We start from the raw sequence: 14064 nt of genomic DNA on the forward strand, positions 1-14064 counted from the left end.
TCTGTAAAGTAAAAAAGGGAAAGAAATTAATTCAAAAACCTGACAGAACTGATGATATTGGTTAGTTGTTGGAACAGTTCGTCTCCCACTTCTTCATCTGAATTATAAGTAAGAAGGATCATTCTTTCTTTATTGGCAACCATGTACACCATCCACACACGATCTTCTCTCATAAATTCACAAGCGCGAATCGCTGATCCCTCATTGTTTTCAAACACTGCTACCTTTTCTGGATCATAGTCAATTTCATGAATTTTTAAGTAGTTTTCTAATTCTTTGTCGATATCGAAATATTCTGCTTTGGATTCAAAGGCATACACTTGTAACGCACCACCCCCGTCTGGATGGAAAAAAGCAGGAATTTCTTCTACCACCATATGTTCCCAATTGACAGGAAAAAGAAAGGAATACCAACCTTGAGGGGAACGAAATTGTTTGTACATTGGTTTTGTCATGAGAAATCCCTTTTCTTTCCAGTAAATCTATGAGGGAATGGCAGTAAATGATTTTCAAACGAAAATATTTCTGGGTGATTTCCCTTTTTTTGATTTGGTTATTTCCCATTCGTCCTATTTCTGCACAGATTTCTGGATATGATGTAGCGTATCCCTCTGCTTATTTACTTGGACTATCTTCTCAAGGAGTGGTAAGCCAAAATCCCATGGCAAGTTTGTATGGGAATACTGCATTTTTATCTTACCAATCTAAACATATGATGGATGTTTCGCTAAACGGAAGTCATGCGAATGGAAAATTTTCACCTCTCTATATTTCCGGTGCTGGTTATTATTCATTTTCAGAATCCTTTGGATTTGGGGTTCGTGGAAAACCAGTTTACTTACGATCGTTTCCTACGGACGAACGGTATTCAAATTATGCATTTCAAACCTTTGCCAATTGGAAACTTAATCCCTATATTAGTTTTGCTCTGCAAATTGGACCAAGTGTTTCGGGAAGGTTAGGAGGTTATAGTTCTTACTCTTGGAATGTCTCTCTATCCACTGCTATCCAATATGAAAATTTTCGATTGGGGATCATTCTGGAATCACCAGGAAAATACCGCTTCGATGAATATTTAGGATCGGAAAGGTTAAAGGAAAAACTCCCCGAACGGGCATTAGTTGGATTTGGTTACCAATGCAATGATTGGATTTTTTTGCAGGCTGAATTCTCTCGTAAATTTTATGAAAGGACTAGTGTGAATTTTAACCAATCGAATGAATACACTCCGTATCCCATTCGCACCATGTATTCGGGTAATTTCAGTTTGGCGATTGGCAAAATGGAATCCTTTCAGTTCCTAACAGGCGTTGGTCGAGAAATTCGAATGGATACGGAATTACGTGGATTTTATACAGCCTCTCTCGGAATTGCTGGTGCTTTATTTCCAGATTGGTTTGGAGAAGGGTATTTTTATGCGCTTTCTTTCCAAAGGTCAGGCCTAAGTGTTCCCGAACGAGAAGGTGCTGAAACAAGAATGGCAACTCAATTGCAAGTTCAGTTCTAATTAGGAACATCATTTGCTTAATATTTACGCAAATTGGTTGTTTTCCATAAATAGTCTCCATACGATTTGTTCGGATTTCATACCGTTTGTAGAGAAATATAGGATATTCTTACTTCTTTAGGCGAGATGCATCGTCGGTACGATACTTGCATCTCATTGAGAAAGGTATCCAATATGGTTGATTTCAAAGTTTCCAAACGAATGCTCGTCAACTTCCGCGGACAGAACAAAGTTGTGGGAGGATTAACAGATAAAGATAAAATTGCAATCCTTCTTTATATCTCCAAAGAATTTGCCAATTTAGATAGAGAAGACCAACTCTTTTCCAAGGTCATCCTGATTTGCCAGGAGATTTTCGAATCGGATAATACCACTCTCCGGTTATGGGATGGTGAGTTTTTAGTTCCAGTAAAGTTTGTTAAAGAAACAGAACCTCCTAGAAGGAATTTAAAATCAGGGGAAGGGTATTCAGGTACCGTATTTGAATCCAGAGAACCAATGCTTGTAAACGACCTATCCAGGTCAGCGCATTACTTTGATGAGGGGGAAAAAACCAAGTCGGTGATGTGTGTTCCCATCATGCAAAAAGAAGAAATCTTGGGAACTCTGGCAGTAGAAAGTGAAAGGGAAAACTTCTATATCCTGGATGATTTAGAAATCCTAGAAGCCTTAACCTCACAACTAGCTCTTGCTTTATATGGTGTTCGTCTGATTGAAGGTCTTGTTACCGCTAGAGCACGCGAAGCTGCCATCTTAAACCAATTAGAATGGGATTTGAAAATGGGACGAAATGTCCAAAGTCAAATCCTTCCTCAAGACTTAAGTGCTTGGAATGGAATTTATTTTGCCAGTCATTATGAACCAATGGCGGAGGTGAGCGGAGATTTAGTGGACATTGTAAGACAAGGTCACTCTCTCACGGCGATTAACATCGATGTGTCGGGTCATGGAATTCCTGCGGCTCTTGTGACGATGGCCATTCACCACCAGTTCCGCCGTTCGGTGATGGCAGGTCTTGGCCTTACCGAAATCATGGAAGAACTTGGGGAAAAATTAAGAGAACAACTTCCTGAATCTACTTATTTTACAGCCTTTATGGTTCGAATTTTTAGTGATTATACCTTTGGTTATGTGAATGCAGGTCACCAACGTATGTTACACTACAAAGCTTCCGATGATACTTTTATTCAATATGATACGAAAGGTGTTCCCCTTGGAATTTTACCTGTTCGTAAAATTGATTACGAGGAAAAACAGGGAAAATTAGAACCAGGTGATTTTTTACTACTGATCTCTGACGGGTTTAGTGAACAAAGAAACCACTTAAAAGATGAAGTGGGAGTGGAACGAATCCAAACTTGGTTACATGACGAAAGAGAAAAACTCGTTATCGAAGGTCGTGGAAAAGTTGATTTAAAAAAACTTTCGAATGCCTTTATCAAACGTTTTCGTGCTTACCAAGGAGAAGTGCCAAACGGTGACGATTTGAGTTTTCTCTTTTTGTATTGTGGTGATTCCATTCCAGAAGCTTCCCATTACATCCAATTAGCAAAACAATCCAATTCGAAAATGAAAACGGAAGAGGCATATGCACAAGCTCTCAAAGCCTTCAGCATTGATTCTTCTTTAAAAGAAATCCTGGTTTTCCTTGGCAAAATGTATTACCGAGACGGGAAATACAAAGAAGCTATTCGGTATTTAGAAGAGTATTTGAGAACCTCTGGGGATAATACAGCTGCTTCCCACTTTACGATGGGAAGAGCTTATTATAAAGCAGGAATGATTTCGGAAGCAAAACGAGCATTAAAGATGGCACTTTCGAGTGATCATAGTTTTGCGAAAGCAAGTATTCTACTTGCTCAATGTTATTTGAAAGAAAATGCAAAACCAAAAGCGATTAAGGTATTGCAACAAGGCGTAAAAAATACACCTCAAAGTTTGGAATTAAAATCTTCACTTTTGAGACTAGAATCACATACCCAAAAGGCAATTTAAGGAACGTTATATGAAACATTTCGGAGTTTACTTTAGTTTGATCGTTTTTCTTTTAGTGGGGAATCTAGCTGCAGAAACAACCTCCCTGCCAGAAAAAGAAAGTTTGGAAAATTTGGCAAAAGACCTGGCAGAGATTAAATCCTCTCTTGCGGAAACCAAACTAGCATTAGAAACCACTAAACAAGAAGCCAATTGGGTTTGGACTTGTATTGCTGCCTTTTTAGTATTCTTTATGCAAGCGGGGTTTGCTTACGTGGAGGCTGGATTCACTCGAGCGAAAAATGCAGTGAATATCCTAATGAAAAACTTCTCTGACTTAACCGTTGGTGCGATTGCCTATTGGCTCATTGGTTTTTCGATCATGTTTGGACCTCAAGTATTGGATGGATTTGGAATTGGCGTGCCAACGTTCGCCGAGTCTCTCATCAACGCAGAGGATGGAAGTATGGATCCTGCCAATTATACGTTTTTTATCTTCCAAATCGTATTTGCCGCTACGGCAGCAACGATCGTTTCGGGAGCGATGGCAGAACGAACCAAGTTTTCTGCTTATTTGATCTTTTCTGTGATCATCACAGCTTTCATCTACCCAGTGTTTGGTTCTCTTGCCTGGGGCAGTTTACTTGGGATCTCCACCGGATTTTTAGAATCGCTTGGACTCGGGGGAGGAGAAGGCGTTGGTTTTCATGATTTTGCAGGATCTACGGTAGTGCATAGTGTGGGTGCTTGGGCAGGTCTTGCTGGTGCGATTGTTGTTGGTCCAAGGATGGGCAAATTTCAATCGGATGGTCGAGTGTATCCCATCTTAGGGCATAATATGTCCATGGCAGCTTTGGGAGTTTTTATCCTTTGGTTTGGATGGTTTGGGTTTAACCCAGGTTCGACGACCTCCATTGAGGGAGGAAGTTTTGCAAGGATTGCGGTGGTCACCCATATGGCAGCTTGTGCTGGTGCTCTCAGTGCGATGGCTCTCACTTGGTATCTTTTCAAAAAACCAGAAATTGGTCTGACTCTCAATGGTGGTCTTGCAGGGCTTGTGGCCATCACCGCACCTTGTGATAATGTGAGTATCTTAGGAGCGGTGATCATTGGTCTTGTAGCGGGGATTCTTGTGATTGTATCCGTTCTCTTTTTGGACAACCGAAAGATTGATGATCCAGTGGGTGCAGTTTCTGTGCATGGGGTTTGCGGAGCTTGGGGAACTTTGGCGTATGGGCTTTTCAGTTTGGATACGGGTCTTTTTTACGGAGCCGGATTTGCACAATTTGCCGCGCAAGCGATTGGTGTTACCACTGCCTTTTTCTGGGCCTTTCCTGTGAGTTTGCTGATGTTTTATCTGATCAAAAAAACCGTGGGTCTACGTGTTTCCGAAGAAGAAGAGCTGTTAGGTTTGGATATTCTCGAACATGGAAACGAAGCATATCCTGTTTCGAAATAGTCCTTGACCCTAGATTTTCTCTATGGGGAAGTCTAGGGTGTGTTCCGCATTGTTTGTTTTTTACTCGTTTTTTGTTATGGATGTTTTGAATACGAAGAGACCATTCTCTTTCGGAAAATCAGTTCTGGGACGGTCGAGATCGCATATACTGTCCCTCTAAAAAAAGATTCGAACGAATCTCTAGTGAAATTTTTGCCTACGTCAAAAGAAGAAATCCTAACCTCTGTTAAAAAGAAGTCCAATAACAATTTACAAGTTCGAGATTTTACATTTCGTGAATTGGAAAAATCCGAAACAACAGATATGTATTTCAAACGAAAAGGGAAGGTGTCTTATAAATTAGATTTTGAAGACCCAACTCATTTGGAAGGGGTTCTCATAGGAACCTTTACGATCAAAACAAAACCACGCTCCATTGCTGTGAAAAGAGACTTCCCCAATCTGACAGACAATGCCATTCTTGATTCCAGTGCGGGAGAGAAAAAAATCATAGCAGAGACTTCTCGTTTGCTTCGGGAAGGGAAAATTCAATTCAAAGTTCTGTTTCCAAAAGATTCCGAATGTAGTTCGAACCGTGGGTTTATCGGACTTGGGAATTTAATGTATCAAATTCCTTTACAAGAAACCTTAGAAAATCCAGAATCCAAAACTTGGGAATACAAAATCCGTTTTTTTTAATTTAGAGAAGTCCAAGTGACTTTGCCGTTTGGATGAAAAGAGAAAAACCTTCCAAATTCTTTTTTTCAGGAATGTAGTGTAACTCTTGTTTGAGGTAACGATCAGTGATTGCAATGGGCAGGCGTTTTTCTTCGGCGATGATGGAAGGTAGTTCTTTTAGTCCATATTCCAACGCTGTCAAAAATATTTGGTTGTCCCATGTTTTTCCTTTGGGATAGGCCCAAAAGGCAAAACAAAAATACAATCCAGTCATTCGATTCCACCATTCCGCTAGATCCAATACTTGGTATCCTGGAATCGGTGTTTGCAAAAGAGCATGGTCTCCAAATAATAAATGGGAACCTTTGCTTTCTTTCATCATTTCTGAAATTTCAGAAGCGTCGGTGGGAATCACTTCGACCGTTTTTCCATATTGCAAGTGGAACAAACATTGGAGGAGGCAAACACTCGACCTAGATCCTTTGTCTGTAAACACCTGATCGGGAATCCCCGATTCTCTTTCGTTTTGAAAGTACAAGACCGAACGCACCACATCCCTGGCACAAACTCCTACGATTTTGGTATAATCCAACTTGTCCGAATTTCGTTCACATTCAATCGAAGACACTAACGCACAATCTAATTCCCCTTTTTTTAAGAGTTCAATGAGGACACTGGGGTTCTCATACACCGGAGTATAGTTGGGAGAGCGTTCAAAAAAGAGGGTGAGAGGTCGTGCATTTAGGTGTTTTACGATGCCAATCTTCATGTTTGAACCTCCATGGGAAAAAACAACTTGTCAGATGGAAAAAACTCTGTTGAATCTTCGTGAGGGCAAATTGGACTTTCGAACATCTTTAAACACAATCGGTGATGCCGAGTTTGAATTCATCAAAAATTTAGTGTACAAACAAGCAGGAATTTTCCTCGCTCCACACAAAAAGATCATGGTGCAGTCTAGGCTCAATGCAAGATTACGTACTTTGGGAATTCCGAGTTTTGAGGACTATGTGGCAAAACTCAAAATGGATCAAAATTTTTCGACCCAAGAAATGCAGGAGCTTATCAATCGCATAACAACGAATAAAACTGATTTCTTTCGTGAAAACCATCACTTTGAATTTTTAAAAAATGAATACTTCCCTCAGTTGGAAAAATTAGCTCAAGATTCAGGTGCCTCGAAGAGTTTGCGCATTTGGTGTTCTGCTTCTTCCACTGGAGAAGAACCGTATTCGATCGCCATTACGGTATATGATTATTTCCAAAACAAACCAGGTTGGAATTGTAAAATTTATGCATCTGACATTGACACCCAAGTATTAATGACAGCAAAAAAAGGGGTGTATCGAGATGACCGTTTAGAACCAGTTTCCGAAGCGATCAAGAAAAAACACTTCACCGAATTCAAAGAAAAAGACCATGTTTACTTTGAAGTAAAACCTCATTTGAAGGCTCTGGTTGACTTCCGCCAAATCAACTTATTGCATTTTCCGTTTCCCATCACGGACAAACTGGATTTGATTTTTTGCCGCAATGTGGTGATCTACTTTGACAAACCTACACAAAAAACCTTATTCCAAAACTTTGAAGTGAGTTTGAAACCGAAAGGGTTTTTGATCCTTGGCCATTCGGAAACCATGTTTGGAATCTCTGACCAGTTCAAGTTTTTAGGCCATACCATTTACCAAAAGAAAACGTAAAAAAAAACGATTACGTTTCTTCAGTGACCCAAAGTTTTTTCAAATCCTCCCACATTTGGTAGGGTTCGTAGATGACAATCCTCGTATTGGATAGGACATCTAAGAATCCTGCTTCGTTGGGGAATCTGGGCACAATGTGTTCATGGATATGGGGGATGGAACCACCGCTGTTTTTTCCTAAATTATAACCTGTATTAAATCCTTGCACCTTCCATTGTTTTTCCAAAATCCGCATGGTTTTTTGGGTGAGAACGTGGATGTCCAAAGCTTCTTCGGCTGTAAGTTCCAAATAACTGATGATATGGCGTTTGGGAAAGATGATGATATGACCTGGGTTGTAGGGAAATAAATTGATGGAAACAATCGAAAGATCGGTTTCCGCTATGGTGAGATTCGGGACAATTTCGTTTTTATCTCGCACACCACAAAGGATACATTCCACATTGGGTCTGTCCCCTTTGGCATAACCCAATTTGCCTACGCTAAACAGGTTTTTACGAAGGGAATGTTCTTCATAGGAACTCATTGTTACTTTCAATCTCCGAGAAGGATTAAAGGATTGCAAGGATTTTGACAAGTATACAGTAAGAAAGTAACAGTGTTAGAATCTCCTCACATACCCGTCCTTCCCAACGAAGTACTCGCCTTATTACAAGATACCAGAAATCCAAACCCAAAGTGGTTTTTAGATGGAACGGCAGGTGAAGGTGGTCATTCCAAACTGATTTTACAAACCTTTCCCGAGGCAAATCTCATTCTGATTGATCGGGATGCGGTAATGTTGGAACGAGCGAAAAAAGAAATCCAAAAAGAAATTGGGTCTTTGGATCGTGTTCATGCCTTCCAAATGAATTTTTCTGAAGTGGATGAGACCCTGCTTTCGGACTTAGGTTGTCCTGGACTTGACGGTGCTCTGGTTGACCTCGGAGTTTCCTTGTTTCATTTTTTGCATTCGGGTAGAGGTTTTACTTTTAAAAATGAAGAACCTCTGGACATGCGCCTCGAACCCCAAGTGGGTCAAAAAACAGCAGCAGATGTAGTGAATTATAGTTCTGTCCTCCATTTAAAAAAAGTGTTTTGGGAATATGGGGAAGAACGTTGGGCCTTAAAAATTGCAAATAACATTGTACAGACGAGGCACAAAAAGAAATTTGAAACCAGTACCGATCTTGCCAAACTTGTGGAAGCTTCGATCCCAAGAAAATTTTGGCCAAAAGAATCTCATCCTGCCACAAGGATTTTCCAAGCCCTAAGGATTGAAGTAAACGAAGAACTGATCCATGCTGAAAAAGGGATTCGCACACTTGCCAATTCCTTGTGTTTGGGTGGAGTTCTTACTTGTATTTCTTTTCATTCCCTGGAAGACCGCATCGTGAAATGGACCTTTCGGGATTTGAAAGCAACTGATCATTTTGAAATCCTAACCAAAAAACCGATATTGCCTACGGACAAAGAAATCAAAGAAAACCGAGCCTCTCGTTCTGCAAAATTAAGAGGGCTACGTAAAATCGAACCGATAAAAGAAAGTAGATGGGAAAAGTGATTTACCATATTCAATCGCTGCCAAAGAATCTTTTTGCCTTTTTGGCACCACTACAAACGTTTGTGGTCTTATTCCCATTCCTTGGATTTTTTTTCTTTCATGTTTGGCAAGGTTTGGAAAAAGCCAGACTACAAAGGTCAATTCACGAACGTACAACCACCAAAGAAGAGTTAAAACGGAAAAATGATGAACTGAAAATAGGCATTGTTTCCTATACTTCTGCCGAACGAATCGAAACTTTGTATCGAAGGACATATCAATTTTTGCCTATTAGTCTGGGAAATCGAACCGTCACAATTGAGCTCCCTCCCATTCCCGATTCCACCTCCAATTCAAAACCATGAAACTCAGTGAAATCCTAAAAAAAATTCCAGAGATCAAACTCGTAACAGGTGATCCCAACAAGGATATCCAATACGTATGGGCAGACAGTCGTAAAGTCACAAACTCCGATGGATTTGTTTTGCCTGAAGGAAAACCAGAAGTCCTAGAATCCTATTTAAAAATGGCAAACGAGTTGGGTTGCCAAATTGTTTTTGTTTCAAAACGCCAATTGAAATTAAAAGCTTTGGCGTTATTTCCCATCATATTGGAATCGGAAGAGCCAATTGGAGACATTCATGGCAAATTAGCTTCCTTACTCGCGGGTTATCCTTCCAAAAAATTAAAAATTATTGGGATCACGGGAACCAATGGAAAAACATCTTTAACATTCATTTTATTTCATATTGCCAGAAAACTTGGAAAAAAAGCCGCTCTCATTGGAACCGTTCAAATCCAAATTTTTGATCGAATACTGGAATCAGGTTATACCACACCCGATGCCTCTTCCCTCAATTTGTTACTCAAAGAGATGTTAGACGAAGGTGTAGAATATGTTTTTATGGAGATGAGTAGCCATGGTTTAAAATTGGGAAGGGTGGCTGGCATTGAAATCACTTGTGCAGGATTTACCAACTTAACCCAAGATCATCTCGACTTTCATGAAACCATGGAAGATTATTTTGAAAGCAAATTTAAAATTTTCCAACTCCTCGAACAATCCTCCGTCAAAAACAAATTTGGTCTGGTAGCAGGAGATGTCTCTTTTGGAGAACAGATGATCCAAAAAATCAGAGATACCAAATTGAAAACGCCCATTTACATTTTGGGAAAATCAGGAGAATTTCACTATAGCAATACCAAACTATCGTTACTCGGTAGTGAATATCGTTTTCATAAAAAAGAAAAAAATTTACCGTTTATCGAAGTTCGAAGTGTTAAAACAAATTTACTTGGTAACTTCAATGTTTTCAACACAGCCTTTGCCTTGTCCATTGCATACGAATTAGGATTTCCTTGGGAAGAAGTGGTAACTGCCATTGCTGAGATCCCAACCGTTCCTGGAAGGTTTCATGTAGTTCCCTATCCAGATCGTTCCCGAATTGCCGTAGTAGATTACGCTCACACACCCGATGCCTTAGAAAATATCTTAAAAAGTTGTGTGGAAATTCGACCCAAACAATTGATTTGTTTGTTTGGTTGTGGGGGAGATCGAGATCGAACCAAACGTCCCCAAATGGCAAAAATTGCAGAAACTTTTTCCGACTTTGTGATTTTAACTTCTGACAATCCTAGAACGGAAAATCCAGAATCCATTTTAGATGAAATTGAAGCTGGATTTTCCAGAGGATTCAAACGTTATGAAAAAATCACAGACCGAAGGGTCGCGATAGACCGAGCCGTTTCCCTCCTGGAGAAAGATGGAATTTTGGTTGTAGCAGGAAAAGGCCACGAAACGTACCAAATCATCGGCAAAGAAAAAACTAAGTTTGTTGATTTTGAAGAAATCGAAAAAGCATTTTTAAAATTGAATACCTAAAAATAGAGGATACAGTATGTTCCAATGGATTTACGAAACATTTGGTAATGATTATGGTTTTTTGCGAGTGTTTAGTTATGTAACACTGCGAGCGATGATGGCGGGACTTACATCCATGTTCATTACCTTTATCTTTGGGAAATCTCTCATTTCCTTTTTATTATCCTTAAAATTTCGTGAATCAGTTCGTAACGATGGTCCTCAATCCCATGCTACAAAATCGGGAACTCCAACCATGGGGGGACTCATCATGATTTTATCCTTAACCATCTCCACATTGTTATGGGGTAATTTATCAAATTTAAATGTAATTTTACTTTTAGTATCTGCCATTCTTTTTGCGGGACTCGGATTTACAGATGATTATATGAAGTCTGTAAAAAAAATCAAAGGAGGGATGAGAGCCCGTACAAAATTCATTGTTACCATTTTGTTTGCAGTTACCATCACAACTTTGTATTTTTATTTTACAGGAAAATCCAACACCAATGCTAACAAAGGAATCGTATTTACCATTACTGATTTATTTTTACCCTTTGTCAAAGGACCGGTTTGGAATTTAGGATTTTTAGCGGTTCCCTTCGCCATCATCGTGTTAATCGGTAGTTCTCATGCTGTCAATTTGACTGATGGATTAGATGGTTTGGCATCAGGCACTGTTGTGATCTCAACGGCTACATTTGCTTTGATATCCTATGTCTCGGGAACACCTTCTGCAGCCAATTATCTGCATATACCCTATTTACCTGGGTCTCACGAATATTCTGTTTTCCTTGCAGGATTGTCTGGGGCATTACTTGGGTTTCTTTGGTTCAATTGCCATCCTGCTCAAGTATTTATGGGAGACACGGGATCCTTATTTTTAGGTTCTACCCTTGGTCTTGTAGCCATTATGTTAAAAAAGGAATTATTGTTAGTGATTCTTGGTGGGATTTTTGTAGCAGAAGCTGTGAGTGTTATCTTACAAGTTGGTTCGTTTAAATTAACTGGAAAACGAATTTTTAAAATGGCGCCACTTCACCATCACTTTGAACTCAGCGGTTGGTCTGAGGAAAAAGTGGTGATCCGATTTTGGATCATCGGAATCATCCTTGCCATCATCACACTCTCTACTTTAAAAATTCAATAATGGATTTGATCCGCTCCCTTCGTAATCTTTTGCGTTTTGGCTCTTCTAAGTTTGATGGGCCAATGCTGTTTTCTATGTTTTTACTTTTTGGGTTGGGAATCATTGTGATGTTTAGTGCATCAGTGATTCCTGCGGAAAGGGAGTTCTCTGATTCATATTATTACCTCAAGAAACAATTGTTATGGGGTGCACTTGGTGTTTTTTTGTTTTTAATATTTTGCCAAATTCCCTACCAATTTTTGGTCAAATGGTCGTTTGTATTTTCTCTTTTCAGTTTGCTTTTGTTAGTAGCTGTATTTGTCCCTGGACTCGGAAAATCAGTGGGAACTACTTACGGTCGAAGTTTTAATCGATGGATTCAAATTGCAGGTTTCCAAATCCAACCTTCCGAATTTTCTAAAATCAGTATTTTACTATTTTCTTCTTACTTTTTTTATAATTTTGATTTTAAAAAGATTCAGTGGGATCAGAAAAAAATAGTCTCACTCGTTGTGATCTTTTTAACACTACTACTCATTGTCGTCGAACCTGCGTTTGGTACGACAGTTGAGTTATTACTCGTTCTATTTTTCTTTGTATTACTTGCTGGTTTTCCAATGAAACGGTTATTCATATTAGGTGCCTCCGTCATTCCTCTTTTAGTGGTGCTTGTGACTCAAGTTGGATATCGAAAAAAACGTCTCGAGATTTGGCTTGATCCCTATAAATTTCGTTTTGATGAAGGCCACCAATTGGTCACAAGTTTTCGTGCCTTTTTTGACGGAGCTACTTCAGGAAAAGCAATCGGTACAGGATATGCGCACAGGTACTTAGCGTATAGCCACACTGACTTTGTATTGTCTTCCTTTGTAGAAGACTTTGGATTTTTAGGTTTTTTATTTTTTATCGCGGTAGTACTCTTTTTAATGATTCGAATTTTTCTTTTGCTGATGCGCACCAAAGATAAACTCGGATTCTTTTTAGGTTCGGGGATTCTCATTTTGTTTGGATTCCAAACCATTTTGAATTTATTTGTCATCACTGGAATTGTACCTGTGACAGGAATTTCTCTTCCCTTTATGAGTTATGGAGGTTCCTCCCTTTTGACAATTTTTATCCTTTTCGGAATTCTTGCCAACATTACCAGTAAAGAGAATTTGGTCGTATGAGTGGATCGGTAGTCATTGCAGCAGGTGGAACAGGTGGACATATCTCCCCAGGAGTGGCTCTCGCCGAAGTTTTAAGTGAAAAAGCAACTGGATTTGGTTTTGAATCAGTTTATATACATTCACTTGTCCGAAATCAAAACAATCCGGATCTTTTAAATCCTCCCTGTGAAGTGCTTTGGCATAATATACCACAGTTAGGTGGACTAAAGACAATCCTATATCCTTTATTATTTTTGTTTCCATTTTTAAAAACAATTCTTCAATTTCGCAAACTAAACGTAAATGCTGTCATTGGAATGGGTGGATATTCTAGTTTACCTGCGATTCTTTATGCGATTTTGTTTCGAAAATCTTTATACTTATGTGAACAGAATTGTGTTCCAGGTAAAATCACTCGTGTGTTTTCACGGTTTGCTAAAAAAATCGCCTTCAGTTTCCCTCTAGAAGAAGAATACAAAATTCCGGGGAAAACCATTGGGAATCCCATTCGCAAAAGGGTGATTCCTGAACACCTTAATATCAGACAAAATGAGAACCTACACGAAGGAAAAAAGAATACCATCAACGTTCTGGTGTTAGGTGGATCACAAGGGGCAAGGCAACTCAACCAAATGATTTTGAAAGCCATGGAAAATGCCGAAATTGCATCCAAATACAAATTTCGTTTACTTACTGGAACCAATTTATACGACGAAACCAAAAATAAAGCCAGTGATGATGCAGAAATCATCTCGTATGCCAATGACATGAAACCCAATTATGAATGGGCCAATTTGGTCGTTGCACGATCTGGAGCTGGTGTCATTGCTGAATGTTTGGTTTTTGGTTTACCAATGATTCTGATTCCTTATCCTTATGCAGCAGATAACCATCAAAAGGCGAATGCAAATCATTTAGAAAAAGAAGGGGCAGCCGTTACGATCCATTCTACAAGTGATGATCCGTCTCCTCTAGTCAAATTTCTACTCTCCTGGAAAGACCATTCAGAAGTTTTGCGGGAGATGGGCCACGTCAGTTTGGCATTATCCAATGTAAATGCGGCTTACCAAACGGTTTCATATTTTTTTACAGAACCGAAATAGGATC

General features: G+C 39.4%; 14 protein-coding genes. 11 read left to right on the forward strand and 3 right to left on the reverse strand.

Going from position 1 to position 14064, the window contains the following annotated elements; translation table 11 throughout:
* Nucleotides 1-26: 26 nt before the first annotated feature.
* Nucleotides 27-455, reverse strand: a complete 429-nt coding sequence (locus EHQ59_RS05280) for a hypothetical protein (protein WP_135618150.1) — start codon at nucleotides 453-455, stop codon at nucleotides 27-29.
* Nucleotides 456-502: 47 nt separating this feature from the next.
* Here EHQ59_RS05280 and EHQ59_RS05285 point away from each other — a divergent pair, with 47 nt between their 5' ends.
* The 4 genes from EHQ59_RS05285 to EHQ59_RS05300 all read left to right on the forward strand — a co-directional run bounded on the left by EHQ59_RS05285 (nucleotide 503) and on the right by EHQ59_RS05300 (nucleotide 5618).
* Entirely contained in the window at nucleotides 503-1507 is a 1005-nt protein-coding gene (locus EHQ59_RS05285) for a hypothetical protein (protein WP_135618152.1), read from the forward strand.
* A 174-nt stretch (nucleotides 1508-1681) separates the two neighbouring features.
* A complete protein-coding gene (locus EHQ59_RS05290) occupies nucleotides 1682-3502 on the forward strand; it encodes a GAF domain-containing SpoIIE family protein phosphatase (protein ID WP_135618154.1) in 1821 nt (606 codons plus the stop codon).
* Nucleotides 3503-3512: 10 nt separating this feature from the next.
* A complete protein-coding gene (locus EHQ59_RS05295) occupies nucleotides 3513-4940 on the forward strand; it encodes an ammonium transporter (protein WP_135618155.1) in 1428 nt (475 codons plus the stop codon).
* Between the two features lie 39 nt (nucleotides 4941-4979).
* Complete coding sequence (locus EHQ59_RS05300; RefSeq protein ID WP_135618157.1) at nucleotides 4980-5618, forward strand: LIC11874 family lipoprotein; 639 nt, start codon at nucleotides 4980-4982, stop codon at nucleotides 5616-5618.
* A 1-nt stretch (nucleotide 5619) separates the two neighbouring features.
* On the opposite strand, the gene EHQ59_RS05305 is transcribed toward EHQ59_RS05300, so the two are convergent.
* Complete coding sequence (locus EHQ59_RS05305; protein WP_135618159.1) at nucleotides 5620-6366, reverse strand: menaquinone biosynthetic enzyme MqnA/MqnD family protein; 747 nt, start codon at nucleotides 6364-6366, stop codon at nucleotides 5620-5622.
* A 34-nt stretch (nucleotides 6367-6400) separates the two neighbouring features.
* On the opposite strand from EHQ59_RS05305, the gene EHQ59_RS05310 reads away from it, so the two are divergent.
* Nucleotides 6401-7297 (forward strand): CheR family methyltransferase, encoded by an 897-nt coding sequence (locus tag EHQ59_RS05310; RefSeq protein WP_167481387.1) that lies wholly within the window; start codon nucleotides 6401-6403, stop codon nucleotides 7295-7297.
* A gap of 10 nt (nucleotides 7298-7307) precedes the next feature.
* Here the strand turns inward: EHQ59_RS05310 and EHQ59_RS05315 are convergent, their stop codons facing one another.
* Complete coding sequence (locus EHQ59_RS05315) at nucleotides 7308-7823, reverse strand: HIT family protein (protein WP_135618161.1); 516 nt, start codon at nucleotides 7821-7823, stop codon at nucleotides 7308-7310.
* A 72-nt stretch (nucleotides 7824-7895) separates the two neighbouring features.
* Between EHQ59_RS05315 and rsmH the strand changes: the two genes are divergently transcribed.
* From rsmH to EHQ59_RS05345, 6 genes are read left to right on the forward strand one after another with little or no spacing between them, the layout of a single operon-like run.
* Entirely contained in the window at nucleotides 7896-8840 is a 945-nt protein-coding gene (gene rsmH / locus EHQ59_RS05320) for a 16S rRNA (cytosine(1402)-N(4))-methyltransferase RsmH (RefSeq protein ID WP_135618163.1), read from the forward strand.
* Nucleotides 8828-9184 carry a hypothetical protein gene (locus tag EHQ59_RS05325; protein ID WP_135618165.1) on the forward strand — a complete coding sequence of 119 codons (357 nt, stop codon included), beginning with the start codon at nucleotides 8828-8830 and terminating at the stop codon, nucleotides 9182-9184. The genes rsmH and EHQ59_RS05325 overlap by 13 nt, the downstream gene beginning before the upstream one ends.
* Complete coding sequence (locus tag EHQ59_RS05330) at nucleotides 9181-10701, forward strand: UDP-N-acetylmuramoyl-L-alanyl-D-glutamate--2,6-diaminopimelate ligase (RefSeq protein WP_135618167.1); 1521 nt, start codon at nucleotides 9181-9183, stop codon at nucleotides 10699-10701. Before EHQ59_RS05325 ends, EHQ59_RS05330 begins: the two co-directional genes overlap by 4 nt.
* Before the next feature lie 16 nt (nucleotides 10702-10717).
* Complete coding sequence (gene mraY, locus EHQ59_RS05335) at nucleotides 10718-11830, forward strand: phospho-N-acetylmuramoyl-pentapeptide-transferase (protein WP_135618169.1); 1113 nt, start codon at nucleotides 10718-10720, stop codon at nucleotides 11828-11830.
* A complete protein-coding gene (locus EHQ59_RS05340) occupies nucleotides 11830-12978 on the forward strand; it encodes an FtsW/RodA/SpoVE family cell cycle protein (RefSeq protein WP_135618171.1) in 1149 nt (382 codons plus the stop codon). Before mraY ends, EHQ59_RS05340 begins: the two co-directional genes overlap by 1 nt.
* Nucleotides 12975-14060, forward strand: coding sequence for a UDP-N-acetylglucosamine--N-acetylmuramyl-(pentapeptide) pyrophosphoryl-undecaprenol N-acetylglucosamine transferase (locus EHQ59_RS05345; RefSeq protein ID WP_135618173.1), 1086 nt, complete (start codon nucleotides 12975-12977; stop codon nucleotides 14058-14060). The genes EHQ59_RS05340 and EHQ59_RS05345 overlap by 4 nt, the downstream gene beginning before the upstream one ends.
* Nucleotides 14061-14064: the final 4 nt, after the last annotated feature.

The organism is Leptospira kemamanensis (genome assembly GCF_004769665.1).
Classification (GTDB): domain Bacteria; phylum Spirochaetota; class Leptospiria; order Leptospirales; family Leptospiraceae; genus Leptospira_A; species Leptospira_A kemamanensis.

Bases quoted from the DNA above. Each gene is read 5' to 3' on its own strand.
- EHQ59_RS05280 (WP_135618150.1), bottom strand. From the start codon at position 455: ATGACAAAACCAATGTACAAACAATTTCGTTCCCCTCAAGGTTGGTAT.
- EHQ59_RS05285 (WP_135618152.1), top strand. From the start codon at position 503: ATGATTTTCAAACGAAAATATTTCTGGGTGATTTCCCTTTTTTTGATT.
- EHQ59_RS05290 (WP_135618154.1), top strand. From the start codon at position 1,682: ATGGTTGATTTCAAAGTTTCCAAACGAATGCTCGTCAACTTCCGCGGA.
- EHQ59_RS05295 (WP_135618155.1), top strand. From the start codon at position 3,513: ATGAAACATTTCGGAGTTTACTTTAGTTTGATCGTTTTTCTTTTAGTG.
- EHQ59_RS05305 (WP_135618159.1), bottom strand. From the start codon at position 6,366: ATGAAGATTGGCATCGTAAAACACCTAAATGCACGACCTCTCACCCTC.
- EHQ59_RS05310 (WP_167481387.1), top strand. From the start codon at position 6,401: ATGGAAAAAACTCTGTTGAATCTTCGTGAGGGCAAATTGGACTTTCGA.
- EHQ59_RS05315 (WP_135618161.1), bottom strand. From the start codon at position 7,823: ATGAGTTCCTATGAAGAACATTCCCTTCGTAAAAACCTGTTTAGCGTA.
- EHQ59_RS05325 (WP_135618165.1), top strand. From the start codon at position 8,828: ATGGGAAAAGTGATTTACCATATTCAATCGCTGCCAAAGAATCTTTTT.
- EHQ59_RS05330 (WP_135618167.1), top strand. From the start codon at position 9,181: ATGAAACTCAGTGAAATCCTAAAAAAAATTCCAGAGATCAAACTCGTA.
- mraY (WP_135618169.1), top strand. From the start codon at position 10,718: ATGTTCCAATGGATTTACGAAACATTTGGTAATGATTATGGTTTTTTG.
- EHQ59_RS05340 (WP_135618171.1), top strand. From the start codon at position 11,830: ATGGATTTGATCCGCTCCCTTCGTAATCTTTTGCGTTTTGGCTCTTCT.
- EHQ59_RS05345 (WP_135618173.1), top strand. From the start codon at position 12,975: ATGAGTGGATCGGTAGTCATTGCAGCAGGTGGAACAGGTGGACATATC.